Below are 22,031 nucleotides of genomic sequence, written 5' to 3'. Positions count from 1 at the left end.
CCCGTGCAACAGTCGCAGCGGCCTGCCTCCGGCCGTTGATCGGCACCGTACCCGCCAACCGGAACGCGGGGCACCGGGGGGCCGACGACTGGGGCGACGGCTGGGGGCGTTCAGCCCGTTTCCGCCACTTCGACGGGCGTGTCCGACTCCTCTGGAACGCGCCCGGTCTTCACCGGCCCGATCTTCCCCCGCCCGGTCTGCCCCCGCCCGGTCTGCCCCCGCCCGATCTTCCCCCGCCCGGTCTTCACCGGCCCGGCCTCGCCCCGCCCCGTCTTCCTCCGCCCCCTCAGCCGCTGGTAGAGCAGCGCCGCACCGGCCACGCCGAGCGGCCACAGCAGATACCGGCCCGACATCACCAGCAGCGCGGCGACCGCGACGAGCGCCGCCGGCGCCGCCGCGCGGATCGCCCCGCGCCGGGGCAGCAGGCGCAGCGCGGCGGCGACGCCGATCGCGTACACGGTGACGAAGGAGCCCGTGGTGAGCAGTACCAGGGGCCGGGCGTCCGTGTGGGCGGCGGTCACCACGAACAGGCTGAGGAAGGCCAGCGACGAGACGAACCCGAGGCTGCGGCGCGGGATCTCGCCCGCGCTGCCGCCACGTCCCAGCCACTCCGGCAGCGCGCCGTCCCGGCCGAGGGCCGCGCCGAGTTTGGCCGCGCCGGCGTAGTAGGCGTTCATGGTGCCGAGGGTCAGCAGGAGCGCGGCCGCGGCGGCGAGCAGCCGGGCGTTGCCGCCCATGCCGCGGGCCATCAGCTCGCCCAGCGGGGCGTCGGCGTCGGCCGCACCCGTGCCGAGCACCGCGACGACGGCGAACGCCACGGCCAGATACAGCACCCCGACGATCACGACGGCGGCCGCGGTGGCCCGAGGCAGGTCCCGGGCCGGGTCGCGGAACTCCGCCGCCAGGTGGGTGATCGCCTCCCAGCCCGCGAAGCTCCACACCAGCAGCGCCGCCGCCGAGCCGATCGCGGCCCAGCCGTGCGGGGCGAACGGCTCGAGGTGTTCCGTACGCGCCTGCGGCAGGGACAGCGCGACGGCGCCGAGCAGCAGGGCGATCAGCAGCCCCGAGAGCGCGAGTTGCAGCCGCCCGGTCACCCGCATCCCGGCGGTGTTGACGGCCGTGACGATGGCCATCAGCGCCACCGCGGTGACCGTACGGGTCGCGGTCCCGCCGCCCACGGCGGCCTCGGTGTACGAGCCGGCGAACAGCGCGGCGGCGGACGCGCCCGGGGGCACCGCGAGGTAGAAGCACCAGCCGACCACCGCCGCGGTCCGCTCGCCGAAGGCGAGCCGGGCGTACGTGGACACGCCCCCGGCGTCGGGGTAGCGGGCGCCGAGCGCGGCGAAGGTGGCGGCCAGCGGCGCGGACACCACGACCAGGGCCAGCCAGGCCAGCAGCGAGGCGGGGCCCGCGGTCTCGGCCGCGAGCGCGGGCAGCGCGATGACGCCCGTGCCCAGTACCGCCCCTACGTACAGCGCGGTGCCCTGGAGCGCGGTGAGCCGCCCGGCGGACGCAGGGCGGTGGGGTGACGGTGGTGACGCTGGTGACGCTGGTGGCGGTTCGCTCATGCCCGGTTCGCTCATGCCCGGCAGCCTCGCCGATGCGGCCACCCGCCGACCATCGGCGGAAATGCCATGGTGCGCTAAATTCCCGCCATGCCCCGTCCCGCCGATACGCCCCACCCCGCCGACAGCCCCCGTCCCGCCGACACGCCCCGCCACATCGTCGCCGTCGCCGTGGCCGACGGCGCCCCCATCTTCGAGCTCGCCGTCCCCTGCGAGGTCTTCGGCATCGACCGCTCGGACATCGTCGACCCGTGGTACGAGTTGCGCCTGTGCGCCGCCGAGCCCGGTCCGCTGCGCACCTCGGCCGGCCTGGGCATCCCCACCCCGTACGGCCTCGACGACCTCGTCGAGGCGGACACCGTGGTGGTGGCCGCCTGTCCCCGGGCCGTCCAGCTGGCCCCGCCGCCCGCGCTGGTCACCGCGGTGCGCAAGGCCCATGAGCTGGGCCGGCGGATCGTCTCCATCTGCAGCGGCGCGTACGTCCTGGCCGCCGCCGGGCTGCTGGCGGACCGCCGGGCGACCACGCACTGGATGAACGCCGCGGACTTCGCCTTCCGCTTCCCGGAGGTCGACCTCGACCCCACGGCCCTGTACGTCGAGGACGGCTCCATCCTCACCTCGGCCGGCACCGGGGCCGCGATCGATCTGTGTCTGCATCTGGTGCGCCAGGACCATGGCGCGGCGGTGGCCAACGAGGTGGCCCGCCGGATGGTCGTACCGCCGCACCGGGAGGGCGGGCAGACGCAGTACGCGAAGCTCCCGGTCCGGCCGCGGGCGGGCGGGGGCGAGGGGCTTGCGCCGGTGCTGCAGTGGGCGCGGGAGCGGCTGCACGAGCCACTGACGGTGGCCGGGCTGGCCGCGGTGGCCCATATGAGCGAGCGCACCTTCGCGCGCCGCTTCCGCGACGCCCTCGGGACCACGCCGTTGCAGTGGATCCTTCAGGAGCGGGTGCGGCTGGCGCAGGAGTTGCTGGAGACCACCGACGAACCGGTGGAGAGCGTGGCGCGCCGCACCGGCTTCGGCACCGCGCCCAATCTGCGCCACCACTTCCGGCGGCTGACCAGCGTCTCGCCGCAGACCTACCGCCAGGTGTTCCGGTCCCGGTCGATACCGCCCGGCACGCCACGTTCGGCACCACGTTCAGCGCCACGTTCGGCACCATGGGAGTAACCGCGGGCACCTAGACGAGGGAGCACACCGTGACCGAACGCAAGCCGCCCGGCATCAGCTTCGAGACGTGGGCCGACCGACAGATCCGCGAGGCGGAGGCGCGGGGCGACTTCGACGATCTTCCCGGGCGGGGCAAGCCGCTGCAGGGCCTGGACAGGCCGTACGACGCGATGTGGTGGGTCAAGGACAAGATGCGGCGCGAGGGCCTCTCCTACCTGCCGCCGGCGCTCGTGCTGCGCAAGGAGGCCGAGGACGCGCTGGCCGCGGCGCACACCGCCGGGTCCGAGGCCGAGGTGCGGCGGATCCTGGCGGACATCAACGACAAGATCCGCGAGGCGCTGCGCCGGCCGCCCGAGGGTCCGCCGCTGAATCTGGTGCCGTTCGATGTGGACGGGGTCGTACGGGAGTGGCGCGCGAGCCGGACCGGCTGAGACAACCTGCCCCCGCCTTCTCCCCTGGCCGGAAGTTTCCGTTGCCTCAGGCTACCGGTGGTCGATGCAATCACTTCGGCGTACGGTGGCCGCCGGGGCGACCGAACCACCGGAGGGAGCGACATCGCGATGTGCGGCATCACCGGGTGGATCTCGTACGACCAGGACCTCACCACCGAGCGCGAGCGCGACACACTGGCCGCCATGACCGCGACCATGGCCTGCCGCGGCCCCGACGCGGCAGGCCTGTGGACGGACACCCACGCCGCCCTCGGCCACCGCCGGCTGGCCGTGATCGACATCGAGGGCGGCAAACAGCCCATGTCCGTCGAGCGCGACGGCCGCACGGCGCTGGTGACCACCTACAGCGGCGAGATCTACAACTACCGCGAGCTGCGCGCCGAGCTGATCGGCCGCGGCCATGCCTTCCGTACCAGCAGCGACACCGAGGTGGCCCTGCACGCCTACCTCGAGTGGGGCGAGGACTTCACCCACCGCCTCAACGGCATGTACGCCTTCGCCCTGTGGGACCCGCGCGAACAGCAGCTCCTGCTGGTCCGCGACCGCATGGGCATCAAGCCGCTGTACTACCACCCCACCCCCGACGGTGTGCTCTTCGGCTCCGAGCCCAAGGCCATCCTCGCCCACCCCGCCGTACGCCCCGCCGTCGACATCGACGGCCTGGCCGAGCTGCTGGCCTTCACCAAGACCCCGGGCCATGCGGTCTACCGGGGGATGTACGAGGTGCGCCCCGGCCATGTCGTACGCGTCCGCCGCCAGGGCCTGGCCGAACACCGCTACTGGCGGCTGGAGGCCCGCGACCACACCGACGCCCCTGCCACCACCGTCCGCCGGGTGCGGGAGCTGCTGGACGACATCGTGGCCCGCCAGCTGATCGCCGATGTACCCCTGTGCACCCTGCTGTCCGGCGGGCTCGACTCCTCCGCGATCACCGCACTGGCCGCCCGCGGGCTGGCGGAGAACGAACAAGGGCCGGTGCGCTCGTTCGCGGTGGACTTCGTCGGCCAGACCGAGAACTTCAAGCCCGACGCGTTGCGCGCCACCCCCGACGGCCCGTACGCCCACGCGCTCGCCGAGCATGTGGGCGCCGACCACCAGGACATCGTCCTGGACACCGCCGCCCTGATGGACCACGCCCACCGCCGCGCCACACTGACCGCCCGCGATCTGCCGTTCGGCCTCGGCGAGAGCGACACCTCGCTGTATCTGCTCTTCAAGGCGATCCGCGACCGCTCCACGGTGGCCCTGTCCGGGGAGTCGGCCGACGAGGTCTTCGGCGGCTACTCCTGGTTCCACGATCCGCGGGCGGTCGCCGCCGACACCTTCCCCTGGCTCGCGGTGTTCCGCGACTTCGGCTTCACCGGAAGCCGTACCGGCAGCCGGGAGGCGCTGCTGCACCCGGAGCTGCTCGCCAAGGTTGACCTCGATGCCTACCAGGCCGACCGCTACCGCGAGGCGCTGTCCGAGGTCCCGTACCGCGAGGGCGACTCGGCGACGGAGCGGCGGATGCGGGAGATCTGCTATCTGCACCTGACCCGCTTCGTCCAGTTCCTGCTGGACCGCAAGGACCGCGCCAGCATGGCGGTGGGCCTGGAGGTGCGGGTGCCCTTCTGCGACCACCGGCTGGTCGAGTACGTCTTCAACACGCCCTGGTCGCTGAAGACCTTCGACGGCCGCGAGAAGTCCCTGCTGCGCGCCGCCACCCGCGATCTCCTCCCCGACTCCGTCGCCCAGCGCGTCAAGAGCCCGTACCCCAGCACCCAGGATCCCCGGTACGCCGATGCCATCCGGGCCGAGCTGCGCGAGCTGCTGGCCGACGACGACGCTCCGGTCCGCCCGCTGCTCGATACCGCCGCCGCCCGGCGCGCGGCGGACGCGGCGAACCAGGACGCCCGGCAGCCGATCGAAATGGTCCTCGGACTGAATGCGTGGCTGTGCCAGTACGAGGTCGAGCTGACCCTCTGACCTACAGTGCGCAACTGGCCCTGACGTTGCGTCAGGTATAGACCAAAACCCCGGCGAAACCCCCGGCCCGGCCGGGGGTTTCGCGTCTTGCCACTTGTGTCGAAACCGTGAAAGGCTCGGGCGGCCCCACAGTGGAACATCCCTCAACTCCGAGAAAAACACTGACCTCTTGGCCATCCTCTGCCCGGCCTGATAAGAGTGTTGCCCGGCGGGGGCGCCTTTTTGTTTCGTCAGTGAGGAAACCACCTCCATGCCCCACGAGTCATCTCCTGACGCCATATCCGAGACTGCTCTGCTCTCCGAATACTGGGACGCGGTACTCGATTACGCGAACCTGTGCACCACCAGCCCGCAGGACGGAATGCGGCTGGCCACCGAGGCGTTCCGGCGCGGCATCCGGGAGACCCGCACCTCGCGGACGCGGGCATGGGGGCCGCGTCTGCCCTGGCTCCCACTGCTCCTGAGCTCCGTACGGAAGACGGCCGCCGACTGGCAGGTCCGGCAGGCCGGCGTCCGGCTCGACCCGGCCCTGCGCATCTGGCTGACCTCCGACCGGGCCAGACGCTACGCCACCCCACGGCGGGAACAGCCGCTCGCGCTGCGCGGCTTATGCGATCTGCCGGAGGTCGACGCCGATCTGCTGTGGTCCGTCGAAGTCGAGTCGCAGTCCCTCACCACGGTGGCCCGTCGGCTGGGCTGGGACTCCGCCTACGCGGACGAGGAGATCGCCCGGGTCCGCGCCCGGTACCGCGAGCTGTGCCAGCGCAACCACGTCGACACGCTCAACGACGAGGAGTGCCGCAGCTACGCCGGACTGCTGGACGCCGCGACCCGCTCACCGGACGCCGCCGCGCCCGAGGACCTGTGGCAGCACCTCGCCCGCTGTGTGCACTGCAAGGAGGCGGCCGCCTGCCTGTATCTGCACGGCAGCGGGCTGCCCGGCGCCCTGGCCGGGGGCGTACTCGGCTGGGGCGGGCTGCCCTACCTGGAGCGGCGGCGCAGGGTCGCGGCCGAGCACACCGGCGGCAAGCGGCTGCAGACGCTCGCGCGCAGCGTGGGGCCGCCGCTGTGGGACCGCGTCAGGGGGATACGTGGCGGCCGCGGGAAGTCCCGTACGGGGCGCGCGGCCGGGACGGCCGGGACGGGCGCTGCGGCGGGGGCCCCTGGGGCTGCGGGGGCGGCCTCGGCGGCTCGTACGGCCCATGAGGCCCGTAACGCCCATGCGGCTCATGGGGCTCATGGGGCTCATGGGGCCGACGCGCCGCGTGTGGACGACACCTTCGACGCGTTCGACCCGTTCGGCACGGTCGGCACGGTCGCCAGTGCCCAGAACACGGCGCACACGGTCGACGGGTTCGAGACGTTCGACCCCTTCGGCACGACCGGCACCACCGACCCGTTCGCCACCACCAGCACGGCCGACACCGCCGGTGCGGCCTATACGACCGGCGCCTTCGGCGCCGCCGCCGCGGTCGGCGCGACGGCCGCGACCGGGGTGATCCGCGGGCGCGGCGTGCCGAGCCGGAGGCGGGGCGGCGGCGGGGGCGGGGGCCGGCGGCGCAGGCCCCGGAAGGGCGGCAGGACGAGGGCGGCGGGGATCCTGGCGGCAGCCGCCGCGGTCTCCGTGATCGTCGTCATCGCCTACACCAGCACGGACGGGAACCGGGACGACGGGCTCCCGCCCGACGGCGGCATGGGCCCGGACACCATTCCGACGGTCGGACCCACCCTCCCGTCCAAGGGCGCCCCCACCACCCAGTCGCCCATCCCACCCGCGTCCGACACGAGCGCCGTCGGCCACCAGCCAGGCACGACGAAGTCCCCGGCCAAGACGCCGTCGCCGAGCGGTGGCTCGTCCCCGGACAAGCCGTCCAAGAACGATCCCCCCAAGCACGCCGAACCCGCCGGAATCACCTGCACGGCCCGCTACAGCCTGGACAACCAGTGGCCCGACGGCTTCCAGGCGAAAGTCACCCTCACACCTCGTAAGACGGTCCATGAGTGGCGGCTGAGCTGGGAGTTCGAGAACGGACAGCAGATCACCCAGATGTGGAACGGCGAATTCGTCCAGCACGGGCGAAAGGTGACCGTCACCCCGGCCGACTACAACGAGACCGCCCGCGGCGGGGAGGCCCTTGAGGTGGGCTTCCTCGGCTCCTGGGACGCCGGAAACGCCGCGCCCACCGACCTCGCACTCAACGGGCGCCGCTGCGACACGCGGTAGACGCCACGCATGTGTGGCGTGCACACGGTGTGCACGCCACACGAAACGTCGCTCTCCTTGAAGTCGCCTACTTGAAGCGGACGACCTGCGGGTCGTGGTCGCTGCTCTGGTCGGAGAACTCGGCGTTGATGTGGACGACGTCGTACTCGGGCTTCTTGATGGCGGGCGAGACCAGGATGTGGTCCAGCGTCTGCGCGTTGCCGTCGTACACATAGCTGTACCGCTCGCCGGCCGGAAGGGTGTTGATCAGGTCCGTGAGGACCCCGCCCTCGGTCAGCGTGGCCAGCGGCTTGGAGAACTGGAAGTCGTTCATGTCACCGAGGACCACGACCCGGGCCCTCGCGTCCTTGGCGAGCAGGCCGGAGACGAAGGTGTTGACCTCCTTGGTCTGGGCCGTGCGCTGGGTCTCGGAACCGAGCGTCGGGGGCTGGAAGGCGCCGTGCACCGGCTGGTCCCCGCCCTTGGAGTTGAAGTGGTTGCCGACCACGAAGAGCTTCTCGCCGCGGAAGGTGAACTCGCCGACGAGCGGCTTACGGCTGCTCTTCCAGGCGTCGGAGGTGGGGTTGATCCGGCCCGGCGAGACCGACAGCCTGGCACCCTTGCTGCCGTCGCCGACCGCCTCGACGGCCGTGGTGGCGTCGCCGCCCGGACGGTCCACGAAGCTCACACGCTGCGGGTTGAAGAGGAAGACGTTGCGGATGTTGCCACCGGGCTCGCCGCCGTCCGCGTCGTTGACCGGGTCGACGGAGCGCCAGTCGTAGGCGGGGCCGCCGGCCGCCTTGATGGCGTCGATGAACTGGGCGATGGTCTTGTCCGCCGCGACCGTGCCGTCGTCCTTGGCGCCGTTGTTGTCCTGGATCTCCTCCAGGCTCACGATGTCCGGGGTGGCCAGGTTCTTGACGACGCCCTCGGCGAGCCGGTCGAACTTGCTCTGCGGGTCCGTCGGGTCGAGGTTCTCGACGTTGTACGTGGCGACGGAGACCTCGTTGGCCTTGCCCTTCTTCGCCACCTCCGGGGTGAGCCCGCCGGAGGTGACCTTCCCGAGGGCCGTCGCTTGGATGTTGTAGCCGCCGTAGTTGGCGTAGTCCACGGGGCCCTCGGTGGTGCCGGTGAGGGTGTCGCCGACATCGGCCTTGAGCTGGTCGCCGGTGAGCGAGGCGATCAGGAGGCGCCCGGAGTTGGGGTTGTCGTAGCCGGTGAGGACGGTGCCGCCGCGCGGGGTCGGGTTCTGCTGCGGCTTGGTGGTGATCCACGTCTCGCCGTAGCTGTTGGTGGCGCCCACCACGCGCGAGTCGCCGATCCGCACCCGCATGCCCTCGTGCGCCTCCAGCCAGTCCAGCGCGTAGGCGTCGGGCTTCAGCTCCAGGGACTCGATGCTGCCTCCCTGAGCCTGCGGCGCGTAGGCGTCGGGCAGCGTGGCCGGGTCGATGACCTCCGCGTCCGGCAGCTTGTTGCCGGAGGAGAGCACCACGGCCGTGGGTGCGGTCAGTTCGGTGACGGACTGCGTGCCGCTGTTCTTGCCGCCGGGGTAGTACTCGGTCACCTTGCCCGAGACCAGCACCGAGTCGCCCACCTTGACCTGCGGGGTGGCGGAGCCGGCGAAGACGAACACGCCCTCGCTGGTGGCCGCGTCCCCGTCGGCCTCGGGGTCCTGGATCCAGTAGCCCTTGGAGCCGGTGGAGCGCACGCCGGTCACCACACCGGGCACATTGGTGACGGTCTTGCCGTTCTGCGGCGAGATCCGGGTGGTGCCCTGGATGTCGTGGACGCGCAGCGGCCCGGGGTTGGTGTCGGTGGGCTCCGGGGTGGGCTCGGGCGTCGGGGTGCCGCCGGTGCCCGTGGTGTTACGGGGGCTCGGGGCGGAGCCGGTGAAGTCGGCCGCGTTGTTGTCGGTGTCGTGGAACCCTGCGTCGCGCGAGACAGAGGTGGTGTTGCCCGCACCGGTGGCGGGAGCGGATTCGCGGACCACGGCGGTGCCGAAGCCGGCCAGGTCCTTGACGGCGCCGTCCGCCGCGCAGTCCTCGGCGGTCAGGCAGGTGAGCGCGGTGGTCGAGTGGACCAGCGCCACGGTGCCGCTGGTCGCCGACATGGCGATGGTGCCGGTGGCGTCGGGGGCCGGCGGGGCGGTGTCGCCGCCGGAGCCCTTGGCCTCCTGGACCAGGTAGGTGCCGCCCGCGGGGATGTTGCCGGTGAGCGGGGTCACCTGCCACTTGGTGGAGGAACCGGGCGAACCGCTCAGGTACTGGACGGACCAGCCGCTCAGGTCGAACGACCCGGTGCCGGAGTTGCCCAGCTCGATGAAGTCATGGGTGAGGGACGCGCCCGAATTGCCGCCGCCTCCGTAGACCTCGGAGATGACGGCGTCCGCGGACGGCGCGGCCTGGGCGGTGAGGGGGAGGGCGATGAGCGATCCGACGAGACCGACGGGAAGCGCTACGAGGACGGCCGCCTTGACACCACGGCCACGCAGGGCCGCGGGTATGTGTTCGGGCACGATGAAGCTCTTTCTTGCACGAGGGAATGGCGGGACGCGGGGAAAAACCGGGGAAGAAGCGGAGGAAATGCGCGGGAAATGCGACGACTTGGAATCCGGGCCAAAAATACGCGCGTAGATATGGACCGACAAGGGCCCTGAACCTGCCGGTCGCCAAACGTTGCGTGAAAACGCCGCTTCCTGAAGGCGCCGAGCGCCCTCAGGAATGGTCCTAAAGCTCGATCCGCTCGCCGGGCTTGAGCACATACAGCCGCTCGGCGAGCCCCGCCGCCTCGAAGGCGTCGACCAGCGTGTCGGCGCCCTGCGTGAAATGCCCCCAGTGCTCGAAGTGCAGCGGTACGACCTGCCGGGCGCCGAGGATCTCCACCGCCTGGGCCGCCTGATCGCTGGGCAGGGTCAGAAAGCCCCCGGGGACCAGCGGGGTCGAGGCGGCGCCCGCGAACAGCAGGGCCACATCCACCGGCCCCATCCGCTCGGCGATCGCGCGCACCACGTCCAGCGAGGCGTTGTCGCCGCTCACGTACACCGTCGGCAGCCCGCCCCCCGACACCACGAAACCGGTCACCTCGCCGACCAGATGCTCGGTGCCGTCCGGGCCGTGCTGGGCCGGGACGCCGGTGATCCGCAGCGTGCCGCCGGCCGGGCGCGGCAGCTCGAAGGTCTCCCAGTTCGGCAGCGCCGTTACGGTCGCGCCCAGCCGCTCCCGCGCGGACGCCGTGGAGAGCACCAGGTCAGCGTGGTCGAGATAGGCTCGGCCCGCCCGGTCGAGGTTGTCCGGGTGCTGGTCGTGCGAGAGCAGCACCGCGTCGACGGGGCCGAGGCCGGAGGTCGCGACGGCCGGGCCCGCGGTCTTGACGAGCTTGCGCTCACCGATGGGATAGTCCCCGGGCGGGTCGAAGGTCGGATCGGTCAGCAGTCGTACGCCACCGATGTCGAGGGTCGCGGTGGGCCCTCCCAGATAGCGCACGGCCAAGGCCCCCGGAGAAATCGACTCGCTCATCGCTGTGTCCCGCTGCCTCTCATGTGACGGTGCCTCTCACCATGACGGTCCTGTCCATGATCGTAGACACAGCGTGAATCCGGCCCAATCCCCCCATTGGTTCCGGGCCCGAACGCGTTGTCAACTGGCACACGGGCCCCGCCGGGACGGTGTCGGCGGCCCATGAGCAGGGCCGCCGCGTATCACCCGCCCTGGTGACACCTTCCTGCCGACCCGCATCAAGCCCGGCATCACAGGTCGGGTGGCCGGGAACCTTCCGACGAAAAGGAAACGATGAGTGAAATTCCAGGGAACGGACAGTCAGCAGACATGCGTCTCGGAGTGCTCGACATCGGTTCCCAGTCGGCCCATCTCGGTATCGCCGACCTCACGCCGGGCGGTCCGCCCGAGCCGGTGACCTCGCTCAAATGGCCGGTGCGGCTGGCGGAGTCCACCGACCGGCAGGGCGTGATCGAGCAGGAGGCGATCAAACGGGTGGTCGCCGCGGTGACCGAGGCCGCCGCGGTCGCCGAGGCCCACGGCGTGGACACGATGGTGCCGTTCGCCACCTCCGCGATCCGCGACGCCGCCAATCGGCCGACCGTACTCGCCGAGGTCGAGGACGCGACCGGGATCCGGCTGACGTTCATGACCGGTGAGGAGGAGGCGCGGCTCACCTTCCTCGCGGCGCGCGGCTGGTACGGCTGGTCGGCCGGGGAGATGCTGCTGCTCGACATCGGCGGCGGCTCCCTGGAGCTCGCCTGCGGCAGCCGCGCCGAGCCCGCCGTCGCCCTGTCCGTACCGCTGGGTGCCGGGCGGCTGACCCGCCATCATCTGCCCGAGACCGGGCCGGTGAAGAAGGGGGACGTCAAGGCGCTGCGCCAGTTCGTACGGTCCGTCATCAGCGAGACGGCCGAGGGGCTGCGCGACCAGCCCGTGCCGCGGACCCACGTCGGCAGCTCCAGGACCTTCGCCCAGCTGGCCCGGCTGACCGGCGGGCCGAAGGCCAAGGCCGGGCCGTACGCCGAACGGGTCCTGGACCGGGACCGGCTGGCGGCCTGGGTGCCCCGGCTGGCCGCCAGGAGCGCGGCCGAGCGCGCCCGGCTGCGCGGGATCTCCGCCGCCCGCGCCCACCAGGCCCTGGCCGGTGCGGTCGTCGCGGAGGCCGCGATGGACGTCCTGGGCATCGAACAGCTGCGGATCTGCCCCTGGGCGCTGCGCGAAGGGGTCCTGCTCGACCGGCTCCGGGAGCTGGAGACACACCCGGTCCCGGGCCCTTCCCGCGAGGTCGCGGGCGCCCCCGTGGGCGCGTCCGTCGTGGCTCTGCCGACAGCCCGCGGCCGGTACGGGTCCGGGCGGCTCCAGACCGCCACCATTCCCTGGACCTGAGCCGCCCGGTACCGGTTCTGCCTCGCCCCCGCCTCAGCCCCGCCTCAGCCCCGCAGATACGCCAGGACCGCCAGCACCCTGCGGTGGTCGTCCGGGGCGGGCGGGAGATCCAGCTTGAGCAGGATGTTCGCGATGTGCTTGGCGACCGCCGCCTCGGTGACCACCAGGGCCCGGGCCACCGCGGAGTTGGAGCGGCCCTCGGCCATCAGCGCCAGCACCTCGCGCTCGCGCGGGGTGAGGCGGGCGAGCGGGTCCCGCCCGCGGGCCAGCAGCTGCCGCACCACCTCGGGGTCGATGACCGTACCGCCGTCGGCCACCCGCGCCAGCGAGTCGGTGAACTCGGCGACGTCGCCGACCCGGTCCTTGAGCAGATAGCCGGTGCCCGCGCCGCGCCGGGCGGCCAGCAGCTCCTCGGCGAAGGTCTGCTCGACGTACTGGCTGAGCACCAGGACGGCCAGGGACGGCCGCAGAGCCTGGAGTTCGCGCACCGCCCGCAGCCCCTCGTCGGTGAAGCCCGGCGGCATCCGCACATCGGCGATCACGACATCGGGCTCGTGCTCCAGGGCCGCCGCGACCAGCGAAGGGCCGTCGCCGACGGCCGCCGGGACGCGGTGCCCGAACCGCTCCAGCAAGCTCACCAGGCCCTCGCGCAGCAGTACGGCGTCCTCCCCGATCACCACGCTCAACCGCCGCACGGAATCTCCACTCGCAGCCGGGTCGGCCCGCCGACCGGGCTGGACAGCAGCATTCTGCCGTCCACGGCCGCGACCCGGTCGGCGAGCCCGGTCAGCCCGGTCCCGGCGGCCGGGTCCGCGCCCCCGCGCCCGTCGTCGGTCACCTCGAGCACCAGCACCCCGCCGCGCAGCCGCCCGCCGACCCGCAGCCGGGCCGCGCCGCTGTGCCGGGCCGCGTTGGCCAGCGCCTCGCACACCGCGAAGTAGCAGGCGGCCTCCACGGCGGGCGGCAGCCGCCGCTCCAGGTCGATATCGAGGTCCACCGGCATCGGCGAGCGCGTCGCCACGTCCCGCACCGCCGCGGGCAGCCCCCGCTCGGTCAGCACCTGCGGATGCACCCCGCGGATCAGCTCGCGCAGCTCGGCGAGCGCGTCCTTGGCCATCCGGTGCGCCTCCGCCACCTCGCGCGCCGCGCGCGACCCGGCGGGCAGGTCGAGCCCCGCCAAGCCCAGCTTCATGGTCAGCGCGACCAGGCGCTGCTGGGCCCCGTCATGCAGATCCCGCTCGATCCGGCGCCGCTCCGCCTCGTACGCGTCCACCAGGCGCGCCCGGGACCGCCGTACCTGCGTCAGCTCCGCGTCGCCGGGCGCCAGTACGGCCAGCGACACCGCCGCCCGCGCCCCCGCCCAGGCGGCGATCGGATACGCGGCCACCGGCAGCAGCAGCGCACCCGCGAGCGGGCCGCCGAGCCGGGCCCATGGCGGGGCCTCGGGCTGCAGCGGCGCTGCGAGCAGCGCGCCGGGGATGCCCAACGACACCAGGACCACCGCCAGATCGACCCAGCCGAGGGCGAGGACGGACAGCGCGCCGTGGCCGATCTCGCGCGCGTACGGCTTGGCGAGGGGCAGTGCGTACGGCTTGGCGTGGAGCTTGGTGTGGGGCGCGACCAGGCGCAGCCGCCGCCGTTCCCACGGGCGGGCCGCGACGGTGGCGCAGCCCAGCACGAGCAGCGCGCACAGCACGGCCGTCGCCGCGCCGATCCGCGCCCAGGACGCGGCCACGCCCGCCACCGCGAGCCCGCATGCGACGCCCGGCACCCCGCCCGCGAGCAGATAGCCGGCGGACCGCCAGGGCCAGGAGGAGCGGAGGAAACCGGCGGGCCCGCGGGTCAGCGCTTCCAGTGGGTCTCGGGGGATCACCGCTCGACCGTAGCCGCGCGGCGGGCCGCGGACAGTAGTGCCAAGTGGAGTATCGGGACTAGCCCGGCCACCCGTGTGCCGCCCGGCCTCGCGCCGGTTCACTCGGCGCCATGCCCACGACCACAACACCCTCGCCCCACCCCGTCCCCCACCCCGTAGAACTGCGCGCCGTCTCCCGGCGGTACGGGACGGGGGAGCGGGCCGTCACCGCCCTCGACCAGGTCACGCTCGACTTCGCCGAGGGCACCATGACCGCCGTGATGGGCCCCTCCGGCTCCGGCAAGTCCACGCTGCTGCACTGCGCGGCGGGGCTCGACCGGCCGACCGAGGGGCGCGTCGTCATCGGCGGCACGGAGACCGGAGAGCTGGACGGGACGGCCCTGACCCTGCTGCGCCGGGAGCGGATCGGCTTCGTCTTCCAGTCCTTCAACCTGGTCTCCGCCCTCACCGCCGAGCAGAACGTCGCCCTCCCGCTGCGCCTCGCGGGCCACCGCCCCGACCCCGCCCAAGTGGCCGCCGCGCTCGCCGAGGTCGGCCTCGCCGACCGCGCCGGGCATCGCCCGGACCGGCTCTCCGGCGGCCAGCAGCAGCGCGTTGCCATCGCGCGGGCGCTGATCAGCCGCCCCGCGGTGCTCTTCGCCGACGAGCCGACCGGCGCACTGGACATCACCACCTCGCGCGCCGTGCTCGGCCTGCTGCGCGGCCTGGTCGACCGCCACCGGCAGACGCTGGTCATGGTCACCCACGACCCGGCCGCGGCCGCGTGGGCCGACCGGGTCGTCTTCCTGGCCGACGGGCGGATCGCCGACGAGCTCGCGGACCGGCCCGGGGCGGCGGCCATCGCCGCGCGGATGTCGGTGCTGGAGGCGGCGGCATGAGGGTGGGAAACCGCGACCGTACGCGCGGCGGCATGAGGGCCGGTACGAGGGCCGGTACGAGGGCCCGTACGAGGGTCGGAAGGGGAGGCCGGGGCGGTGGCATGCTCGGCCTGGCCGTCGCCACCGTACGGGCGCGCCGCACGGCCTTCGCGGGTTCGTTCACCGCCCTGTTGCTGGGCGTCGCGGTCCTCACCATGAGCGCGCTGATCCTGCTGTCCGGGGACGGCGGGGTGCCCGGCCGGTACGCGGGCGCCCCCGTGCTCGTACGGAGCGCCCAGGGCGGCACCGGCCCCGACGGGGTGTTCCTGGAGCGGGCCCCCTGGTCCGCCCAACAGACGAAGGAGCTGACACGGGCGCTGGCCGCCGTGCCCGGGGTGCGGCGCGCGGTGCCCGACCGGTCCTTCTACGCGCAGGCGGTCGCGGACGGCGGCCCCGCACGCGACGCCGTACGCGACGCCGGGCAGCGGAAGGGTGACCGGCTGGGCCACGGCTGGTCCGGCGCGGCCCTCGCCCCGTACCGGCTCACCGCGGGCCGCGCGCCGCACCGGTCCGACGAGGTCGCTCTCGACCGGGCCCTCGGGGCCCGGCCGGGCGAGCGGATCACGCTGCTGACCGCGGCGGGGCCCGAGCGGTTCACCGTCTCGGGCACGGTCGACGGGCCCGGCTACTACCTGACCGACGAGCGCGCCGCCGAACTGTCCGGCGGGGTGCGGGTCATCGGGCTGCTGACCGAGCGGGGCGCGGACCCCGGCGCGGTCGCGACGGCGGCGCGCTCGGCGGCCACGGGCTCGGGCACGGTGCTCGACGGCGCCGCGCGGAGCGAACTGGCCCCCGTACGGGACGCCAGGACGCGCTGGATCGGCGGCCAGGTGCTGACCGCCATGGGCGCGCTGTCGGCCTTCGCGACGGTCTTCGTCGTCGCCTCGACGTTCGCCTTCAGCGTGGCCGGGGGCCGTCGCGAACTCGGCCTGCTGCGCGCGGTCGGCGCCACCGGGCGCCAGCTGCGCCGTCTGCTGTACGGACAGGCGCTCGCCGTCGGCGCGGCCGGCGCGGCGGCCGGGGCCCTGCTCGGCGCGGCGCTGGCCCCGGCGCTGGGCTCGGTGCTCACCGACGCGGGCTTCCTGCCGCCCGGTTTCGCGGTCCGCCGTCAGACGTGGGTGCTCGCCGCGACGTTCGCCGCCGGTCTGGCCGTCGCGCTGACGGCCGTATGGTCCGCCTCCCGCCGGGCCGCCGGGACCGGTCCGCTGGAGGCGCTGCGCGAGGCCGCCGCGGACGACCGCCCGATGACCCGCGCCCGCGCGCTGACCGGTATCGCCTTCACCGCCCTGGGCTGCGCGGCCGCGGCCGGGACCGCCTTCGCCGACCCGACCGATATGACCACCCTCGCCCTGTGCACGGCCGTCGGGCTGATCACCGGCGTGACCCTGCTCGTCCCCGCCGTGGTCCCGCCCCTCGTACGGGCCGTCTCCTGGCCCCTCGCCCGCCGCCGTGGCGCAGGCGGCCTGCTGGTGCGCGAGGGGATGCTGGCGGCGGTGCGGCGTACGGCGTCGACCACCGCCCCGGTCCTCGCCACCGTCGGCTTCGTCGTCCTGATCACGGGCAACACCCAGACCTCCGTGCACTCCTACGCCACCCGCGACACCGCCTCCGTACGGGCCGAGGCCGCCGTCGTCGCCCGCGACGGCACCCCGGGGCTGTCCGACGCCGCCGTCGGATCCGTCCCGGGGACGGGGCTGCTGGCCACGACCGTCTACGGTGGCGCGGCGAAGACCCCCATGGAGGCCGCGGGCATCGACCCCGGCGCCTTCGCCGACGTCCACCATCGGCTGCGGACCGTCTCCGGATCGCTCGCCCGGTTGCGCGGCCCCGGGACGGTGGCCGTGACGGAGTCGGCGCTGACCACGCTGGGCGGACACACCTCGGCCGAGGCCACCGCCGAGGCCACCGCCGCCGAGGCCACCACTGCCGAGGTCAACTCAGCCGAGGTCACCTTCGAGGACGGCCGCACCGAGAGGCTGCGGATCGTGGCGGTCCTCGCCGACCGTACGGCCCCCACCCCGTACACCGCGCTGCTCCCCCGCGCCACGGTCCGCGCCCACGACCCCTCCGCCCTCACCGACGTCGTCTACCGCACCGGCCCGGCCACGTCGTCCGCCGCGTCGTCCGCCGCGCTCCGGGGGCTCGGCGCCGAGGAGGTGAGCGTGGCCGAATACGCGCGCCGCGCGGACGCCGAGGAGGACCGTCTGGTCGAGGTCTTCACCCTGCTGCTGGTCGCCATGTCGGCGGGGTGCACGGGCGTGGCCGTCGCCAACACCCTCCTGATGTCCACCGCCGACCGGCTGCGCGATCTGCGTCTGCTGCGCCTGTCCGGCGCGACGCTCCGCCAGGTCCTGTGGACCGTCGCGGCGGAGACCACCTTCGTGGTCGCCCTCGGCTCCGTCCTCGGCGCCCTGACCGCCCTCCCGTCCCTGCTCGGCGTCCGCGCCGGCCTCAGCGGCACCTTCGGCGTCCCGGTCCGGCTGATCGTGCCCGCGGCGCCCGTCGCGGCGGCTGTGGCGGGCTGCCTGGTGCTGGCGCTCGCGGCGAGCGTGCTGCCGGCCCGGGCGGCGCTCGCCAAGGGGACGGGCGCCGGGGCGGGTTGAGCCGACTCAGCTGACGCGGTCCGTGAGGGCGGCGCGGCCCGCGAAGGGACCGTCGGCGGCGAAGGCCAGTTCGGCGAAGCGCTCGCCCATGCGCCGGTGGGTGGCGGCGTCCGGGTGGAGTTCGTCGGGCAGCGGCAGTTCGGCGGCGTCGGCCGGGCCGTAGAGGTCACGGCCGTCGAGGTAGTACAGATTCGGGTCCTCGGCCGCCCGCCGCGCCACCACCCCGGCCAGCTCGTCCCGGATGACGCCCAAGGTCAACTTCCCGCTCGCCCGCTCCGCCGGATCGCCCGAGGCCCGGAACCGCAGCCGTCCGGCGCCGAGTTCGGTGAAGTCCATGAGGGTGGGGCCGGGCGTGTCCTCGTGTATGGGGCACAGGATCGGCGAGACGACCAGCAGCGGTGCGGTGGGGTGGCCGTCGCGGATGGTGTCGAGGAAGCCGTGGACGGCGGGGGTGAAGGCGCGCAGCCGCATCAGATCGGCGTTGACCAGATTGATGCCGATCTTGACGCTGATGAGGTCCGCGGGGGTGTCCCGCAGGGCGCGGGCGGTGAACGGGTCGAGCAGGGCGCTGCCGCCCAGCCCCAGGTTGATCAGTTCCACACCGCCGAGGGAGGCGGCGAGCGCGGGCCAGGTGGTGCTGGGGCTCGCGGCATCGGAGCCGTGGCTGATCGAACTGCCGTGGTGCAGCCACACTTTCCGGCCCCGGTCCGGTGCGGGCTCGACCGGGGCGTCGGTGCGCAGGGCGACCAGTTCGGTGGTCTCGTTGTGCGGCAGCCAGATCTCGACGTCCTTGACCCCGTCGGGCAGTCCGGTGAACCGGAGCGTGCCGACCGGGCCGGGCCGGTGCTCGGCGGCCCCGGTGGCCATGTCGAGGGTCAGGGTGTTGCCGCCGGCCACGCTTGCCTGCCCGGCCAGCCGGCCGTCGACCAGCAGGTCGTACACGCCGTCCGGGCGCGGCGGGGCGCCCACGTAGATCCGCTTGGTGGGCAGCGTGTCCAGTTCGACGGCGGTGGCCCCGGTCCGGAAGACCAGCCGTACGCCGGAGGGCTGGGACTCCACCATGGCGAGCTGCCCGTCGGACCACTGGGCGCGGGCCCGGGCGGGCAGCCGGTGCGGCAGCAGCCCGTGCCCGGTGCGCTCCAGGTCGAGGGCGCCGCGCAGCAGGTCCGCGGTGAGGGGTGTGGTGATCCAGTCGTGGTCGGTGGTGTGCATCGTCTCGACCTGTCGCTCTCTGTTTCTCTCTATGGCTCTCAGTACGTGGATTCTGGCTGGTCAGGGCGCGGGCCAGTGCCGCAGCAGGGCGTCGAGCGCGTCCAGGATCCGCGACCAGGTCTCTTCGGTGTCGGGGGCGCTGTGGCTGAAGCCGCCCCCCAGCTCCAGGCTGACGTAGCCGTGGAAGACGCTGCCCAGCAGCCGGACCGCATGCGTCTGGTCCGGCTCCGTCAGCTCGTAGCCGCGCAGGATGGCCCGCATCATCTGCGCGTGCCTGACGCCCGCGCTGGCGGTCGCGGTCTTGGTGTCGAGCCTGAGCTGGGTGGCGGCGTAGCGGCCGGGGTGCTCGCGGGCGTAGTCGCGGTAGACGTTGGCGGAGGCGGCCAGGGCGTCCTTGCCGGCCCGTCCGGCCAGGGCGGCGGCGACGCGGTCGGCGAGTTCTTCCAGGGCGAGCAGGGCGATCCCGGTCTTGAGGTCCTGGGAGGTCTTCAGCCGCGAGTACAGGCTCGCGACCTTGACGTCGAGCCGCCGGGCGAGCTCCGAAACGGTCACCTGTTCGAATCCGACCTCGTCGGCGAGCTCTGCCCCCGCCTGGATCAGACGCTCCATGGCCAGTCCTTCGTTTGCCATACCCTTCCCATCACTCGACAGAACGTATTATTAATTTGCCTAGGAGGGTTAGGCAAATTAGCTTGGCTCTCATGAAGCCACTGACCGAGCAAGAGATCCGTACCGCGTTCGTGAACTGCACCAAGGGAGAGGCCAAGCGCCTCTCCGTCCCCCGCGACCTGGCCGACCGCCCCTGGGACGACCTGGACTTCCTCGGCTGGCGAGACCCCCAGGCCCACGAGCGCGCCTACCTCGTCACCACCCTGGACGGCCGCCCCAAAGCCCTCCAGCTGCGCTGCCCCAGCCCCGCGTCCTGGCAGACCCGGCGCGGCATGTGCTCGATATGCCTGACCTCCCACACGGGCGGCGTCTCCCTGATGGTCGCCCCGAAGGCCCGGCGGGCCGGACAGCAGGGCAACTCGGTCGGCACGTACGTGTGCAGCGACCTCGCCTGTTCGCTGTACGTACGGGGCAAGAAGGACGCGGGCGCGGACGGGCGGATCCAGGAATCGCTCACGATGGAGGAGAAGGTCGCGCGGACTGTCGCGAACGTCGCGGAGTTCTTCACCAAGGTGACCGGTTGACTATACGGACCTGGGCCTGCGGAAAGTCTGCGGCGTGCTTCGAGGTGGGGTTGACCAAGCGGCGGCCTACGCCGGCACGCCGGCGTTACTGGGCCAATCCGGACTAGGCCAATCCGGCCCGGGCAGTCACCGCCGGGACCGGTCCCGGCACAGCGCCACTACCGTCCCGATATGCCGCGATTCGATCTCGATCAGCGTTCCCGGGGCGGGCGCTCCCGCCGAACAGGCGGCCTTGTGCTTGTACTTGCCGTAAGCATGCTCAGCGCCGGGTGTTCGAGCGGGCAGGGCGCGTCGCAGCCATCGTCCCCCCGGCCGACATCCTCGCCTTCCGCCTCGTCCTCCGCCTCGTCCTCCACCCCCGCCTCCGCCTCGCCCTCGTTCTCCGCCTCGCCCTCAGCCGCACCGCAGCCGAGCAAGTACACCCAGGCGCAGTTGGCATCGCGGCCGTGCCTCGCCCTCGACGGGCACGACCTCGCCGCCCTCAGAATCAGTGGCGAGGGGAAACAGGAGTCCGGCAAGCACGGGGCGACGTGCGCGTGGAAGTTGGCGGGCCAGAACGTCAGCCTCGCACTGGATCTACCACTGTCCTACGCGAAGACCATGACCAAGAACGGGCGCGTGACGCAGGTGCCGGTGGGGCAGCACCAGGCCGTGCAGGCCGAGTTCCAGAGGATCTGCTTCATCTTCGTCGCACTGCACGACACAGACCACTTGGTCGGCACCACGACCATTCCGGACCGCGGGGTGGCGCAGGATGGAACGTGTCCCGCGGGGGCGTCGGTCGCCGCCACTGCCCTGACCCACATTCGATGACGTCTCAGCGTGCGCGTGGGCTCCGCTCCGCGTGGGCTCCGCTCCGCTGCGCGTTGCGAGTGGGTGCGCTCCGCCGCAGTTGCTGCCGCGCAGTGGTCGATCGGTCAGTCCGGCGGTGCGCTGCATCGGGGTACGCGAGCGTGACGAACGGGCCGGCGAACGCTGGTCGGCATGGTCCGGACGCCGCGTGCGTGCATCGTCTCGCGCCTTCGGCGCACAGCGGCCAGCAGCGGGAAGGAGAGGGGGCGCCGGGGGCATCGTCGCCGTCCAACCCAACGGGCCCTCCCCGGACGACGAGTGACGGAGCGGCGAGTGGTTGCCCGAAGCGGTGGGCGCCGGTCCGGTTGGGCTCTCCCCCCACCTGCTCTTAAAAAAGTGCTTGCTTTATATCAAGTACTGCATCAAGCGGTTTTTTCTGAGGGGGTGGGGGGAGAGCCGGTCGCTTCGATGGCTGGTTGCGTCGTGGTCAGGTGGCGGGGAACTCCCCGCCCTTGACGGCGGCGACGAACGACGACCAGGCACTCGACTCGAAGGTGAGCGCCGGGCCATGCGGCTCCTTGCTGTCACGGACGGGGACGACCCCGCGCGAGGCGACGAGGTTTGCGGCGACCTCGACGCAGGCGCCGCCGTTGTCGCTGTACGAGGACTTGAACCAACTGGGGGATTCCGTCGTCACGGAGTGCCCTTTCGCAGCTGGTTGATCATGGCCACAGACTCTGTCTGAGAGGGCGCTTCGGCCTGTAGCTGATGGTAGGCCGTCAGCATGGGGAGCACGAACCTGTTGTCCCGCTCGAGATGCCCCCGCTGGGCAGCCGCTGACAAGTCGCTACGTGATCTGGCGCGCACCGGCGCCGCCCAGAGAGATGAGCCCTGGAAACTCCTCGTCGCAGCCCTGTACTCCGAGGCGATGCTGTCGGCTGATGAAGTCGGCGAATGGCACTACGCGAGTCCGGACGGTTGGGCGAACGTGACGGTTCGCTTCGCCCCGTAGCAGTCAGCACGTCTTCAGGGCGCGGACAGTGAAACGGAAGGTCCGCTGCCCCGGTGTGACGCACCGGGGCAGCGGACCTTCATGGCGCAGCTTGGGGCTGGTCAGCCGACGGGGTTGACGAAGGTGGCGGGGCGGGTGGCGCTGCGCTGGTCGACGAGGCTGTCGTTCTCCCAGGGCCACTCGATCTTGAG

The 22,031-nt window shown here is 72.9% G+C and carries 17 protein-coding genes and 2 pseudogenes; 10 read left to right on the top strand and 9 right to left on the bottom strand.

Features of this window, described 5'->3' with window-relative positions; translation table 11 throughout:
- Positions 1-110: 110 nt before the first annotated feature.
- A complete protein-coding gene (locus ACWDSL_RS35660; RefSeq protein ID WP_450492091.1) occupies positions 111-1,583 on the bottom strand; it encodes an APC family permease in 1,473 nt (490 codons plus the stop codon).
- Positions 1,584-1,655: 72 nt separating this feature from the next.
- Between ACWDSL_RS35660 and ACWDSL_RS35655 the strand changes: the two genes are divergently transcribed.
- From ACWDSL_RS35655 to ACWDSL_RS35635, 5 genes and pseudogenes are all read left to right on the top strand, one after another.
- The gene (locus ACWDSL_RS35655) at positions 1,656-2,735 is read left to right on the top strand and encodes a GlxA family transcriptional regulator (RefSeq protein ID WP_450492090.1); all 1,080 of its coding nucleotides are present in this window, start codon (positions 1,656-1,658) and stop codon (positions 2,733-2,735) included.
- Positions 2,736-2,764: 29 nt separating this feature from the next.
- On the top strand, positions 2,765-3,166 hold the full coding sequence (locus ACWDSL_RS35650; RefSeq protein WP_450492089.1) for a DnaJ family domain-containing protein: 402 nt from the start codon (positions 2,765-2,767) through the stop codon (positions 3,164-3,166).
- Between the two features lie 129 nt (positions 3,167-3,295).
- Positions 3,296-5,152, top strand: coding sequence for an asparagine synthase (glutamine-hydrolyzing) (asnB, locus tag ACWDSL_RS35645; RefSeq protein ID WP_450492088.1), 1,857 nt, complete (start codon positions 3,296-3,298; stop codon positions 5,150-5,152).
- A gap of 250 nt (positions 5,153-5,402) precedes the next feature.
- A pseudogene (locus ACWDSL_RS35640) lies at positions 5,403-6,162 on the top strand (cellulose binding domain-containing protein); the annotation flags it as partial.
- Positions 6,163-6,845: 683 nt separating this feature from the next.
- Complete coding sequence (locus tag ACWDSL_RS35635) at positions 6,846-7,376, top strand: cellulose binding domain-containing protein (protein WP_450492096.1); 531 nt, start codon at positions 6,846-6,848, stop codon at positions 7,374-7,376.
- A gap of 67 nt (positions 7,377-7,443) precedes the next feature.
- Here ACWDSL_RS35635 and ACWDSL_RS35630 read toward each other — a convergent pair whose 3' ends face one another.
- Together ACWDSL_RS35630 and ACWDSL_RS35625 are read right to left on the bottom strand one after the other, a co-directional pair.
- Positions 7,444-9,870, bottom strand: coding sequence for a lamin tail domain-containing protein (locus ACWDSL_RS35630; protein ID WP_450492087.1), 2,427 nt, complete (start codon positions 9,868-9,870; stop codon positions 7,444-7,446).
- A gap of 211 nt (positions 9,871-10,081) precedes the next feature.
- Complete coding sequence (locus ACWDSL_RS35625; RefSeq protein WP_450492086.1) at positions 10,082-10,870, bottom strand: MBL fold metallo-hydrolase; 789 nt, start codon at positions 10,868-10,870, stop codon at positions 10,082-10,084.
- A gap of 309 nt (positions 10,871-11,179) precedes the next feature.
- Between ACWDSL_RS35625 and ACWDSL_RS35620 the strand changes: the two genes are divergently transcribed.
- Positions 11,180-12,238, top strand: coding sequence for a Ppx/GppA phosphatase family protein (locus tag ACWDSL_RS35620; protein WP_450492085.1), 1,059 nt, complete (start codon positions 11,180-11,182; stop codon positions 12,236-12,238).
- Positions 12,239-12,282: 44 nt separating this feature from the next.
- Here the strand turns inward: ACWDSL_RS35620 and ACWDSL_RS35615 are convergent, their stop codons facing one another.
- Both ACWDSL_RS35615 and ACWDSL_RS35610 read right to left on the bottom strand, forming a co-directional pair.
- The gene (locus tag ACWDSL_RS35615; RefSeq protein WP_450492095.1) at positions 12,283-12,915 is read right to left on the bottom strand and encodes a response regulator; all 633 of its coding nucleotides are present in this window, start codon (positions 12,913-12,915) and stop codon (positions 12,283-12,285) included.
- 5 nt (positions 12,916-12,920) lie between these two features.
- Positions 12,921-14,111 carry a sensor histidine kinase gene (locus ACWDSL_RS35610; protein WP_450492084.1) on the bottom strand — a complete coding sequence of 397 codons (1,191 nt, stop codon included), beginning with the start codon at positions 14,109-14,111 and terminating at the stop codon, positions 12,921-12,923.
- Between the two features lie 110 nt (positions 14,112-14,221).
- On the opposite strand from ACWDSL_RS35610, the gene ACWDSL_RS35605 reads away from it, so the two are divergent.
- Together ACWDSL_RS35605 and ACWDSL_RS35600 are read left to right on the top strand one after the other, a co-directional pair.
- A complete protein-coding gene (locus ACWDSL_RS35605; protein WP_450492083.1) occupies positions 14,222-14,989 on the top strand; it encodes an ABC transporter ATP-binding protein in 768 nt (255 codons plus the stop codon).
- Complete coding sequence (locus ACWDSL_RS35600) at positions 14,986-17,631, top strand: ABC transporter permease (RefSeq protein ID WP_450492082.1); 2,646 nt, start codon at positions 14,986-14,988, stop codon at positions 17,629-17,631. The genes ACWDSL_RS35605 and ACWDSL_RS35600 overlap by 4 nt, the downstream gene beginning before the upstream one ends.
- 6 nt (positions 17,632-17,637) lie before the next feature.
- On the opposite strand, the gene ACWDSL_RS35595 is transcribed toward ACWDSL_RS35600, so the two are convergent.
- The gene (locus tag ACWDSL_RS35595; protein ID WP_450492081.1) at positions 17,638-18,843 is read right to left on the bottom strand and encodes a GDSL-type esterase/lipase family protein; all 1,206 of its coding nucleotides are present in this window, start codon (positions 18,841-18,843) and stop codon (positions 17,638-17,640) included.
- 60 nt (positions 18,844-18,903) lie between these two features.
- Positions 18,904-19,473 carry a TetR/AcrR family transcriptional regulator gene (locus ACWDSL_RS35590; protein ID WP_450492080.1) on the bottom strand — a complete coding sequence of 190 codons (570 nt, stop codon included), beginning with the start codon at positions 19,471-19,473 and terminating at the stop codon, positions 18,904-18,906.
- A gap of 71 nt (positions 19,474-19,544) precedes the next feature.
- Here ACWDSL_RS35590 and ACWDSL_RS35585 point away from each other — a divergent pair, with 71 nt between their 5' ends.
- Both ACWDSL_RS35585 and ACWDSL_RS35580 read left to right on the top strand, forming a co-directional pair.
- Positions 19,545-20,036, top strand: a complete 492-nt coding sequence (locus ACWDSL_RS35585) for an FBP domain-containing protein (RefSeq protein ID WP_450492079.1) — start codon at positions 19,545-19,547, stop codon at positions 20,034-20,036.
- 171 nt (positions 20,037-20,207) lie between these two features.
- Positions 20,208-20,849: a DUF3558 family protein gene (locus ACWDSL_RS35580; RefSeq protein ID WP_450492078.1), complete on the top strand. Its 642-nt coding sequence runs from the start codon at positions 20,208-20,210 to the stop codon at positions 20,847-20,849.
- Between the two features lie 466 nt (positions 20,850-21,315).
- Here ACWDSL_RS35580 and ACWDSL_RS35575 read toward each other — a convergent pair whose 3' ends face one another.
- Positions 21,316-21,525 (bottom strand): DUF397 domain-containing protein, encoded by a 210-nt coding sequence (locus ACWDSL_RS35575; protein WP_450492077.1) that lies wholly within the window; start codon positions 21,523-21,525, stop codon positions 21,316-21,318.
- Positions 21,522-21,662: pseudogene (locus ACWDSL_RS35570) on the bottom strand (DNA-binding protein); the annotation flags it as partial. The pseudogene ACWDSL_RS35570 and the gene ACWDSL_RS35575, both read right to left, overlap by 4 nt.
- Between the last annotated feature and the right edge of the window lie 369 nt (positions 21,663-22,031).

Source organism: Streptomyces sp. NPDC000941 (assembly GCF_053599555.1).
The sequence above is the reverse complement of the archived record's forward strand: the minus strand, read 5'-3'. Positions and strand labels throughout refer to the sequence as shown.

Coding starts and splice junctions, on each gene's coding strand:
- ACWDSL_RS35660 (WP_450492091.1), bottom strand. CDS start 1,583: ATGAGCGAACCGGGCATGAGCGAACCGCCACCAGCGTCACCAGCGTCA.
- ACWDSL_RS35655 (WP_450492090.1), top strand. CDS start 1,656: ATGCCCCGTCCCGCCGATACGCCCCACCCCGCCGACAGCCCCCGTCCC.
- asnB (WP_450492088.1), top strand. CDS start 3,296: ATGTGCGGCATCACCGGGTGGATCTCGTACGACCAGGACCTCACCACC.
- ACWDSL_RS35635 (WP_450492096.1), top strand. CDS start 6,846: ATGGGCCCGGACACCATTCCGACGGTCGGACCCACCCTCCCGTCCAAG.
- ACWDSL_RS35625 (WP_450492086.1), bottom strand. CDS start 10,870: ATGAGCGAGTCGATTTCTCCGGGGGCCTTGGCCGTGCGCTATCTGGGA.
- ACWDSL_RS35620 (WP_450492085.1), top strand. CDS start 11,180: ATGCGTCTCGGAGTGCTCGACATCGGTTCCCAGTCGGCCCATCTCGGT.
- ACWDSL_RS35605 (WP_450492083.1), top strand. CDS start 14,222: ATGCCCACGACCACAACACCCTCGCCCCACCCCGTCCCCCACCCCGTA.
- ACWDSL_RS35600 (WP_450492082.1), top strand. CDS start 14,986: ATGAGGGTGGGAAACCGCGACCGTACGCGCGGCGGCATGAGGGCCGGT.
- ACWDSL_RS35595 (WP_450492081.1), bottom strand. CDS start 18,843: ATGCACACCACCGACCACGACTGGATCACCACACCCCTCACCGCGGAC.
- ACWDSL_RS35590 (WP_450492080.1), bottom strand. CDS start 19,473: ATGGCAAACGAAGGACTGGCCATGGAGCGTCTGATCCAGGCGGGGGCA.
- ACWDSL_RS35585 (WP_450492079.1), top strand. CDS start 19,545: ATGAAGCCACTGACCGAGCAAGAGATCCGTACCGCGTTCGTGAACTGC.
- ACWDSL_RS35580 (WP_450492078.1), top strand. CDS start 20,208: ATGCCGCGATTCGATCTCGATCAGCGTTCCCGGGGCGGGCGCTCCCGC.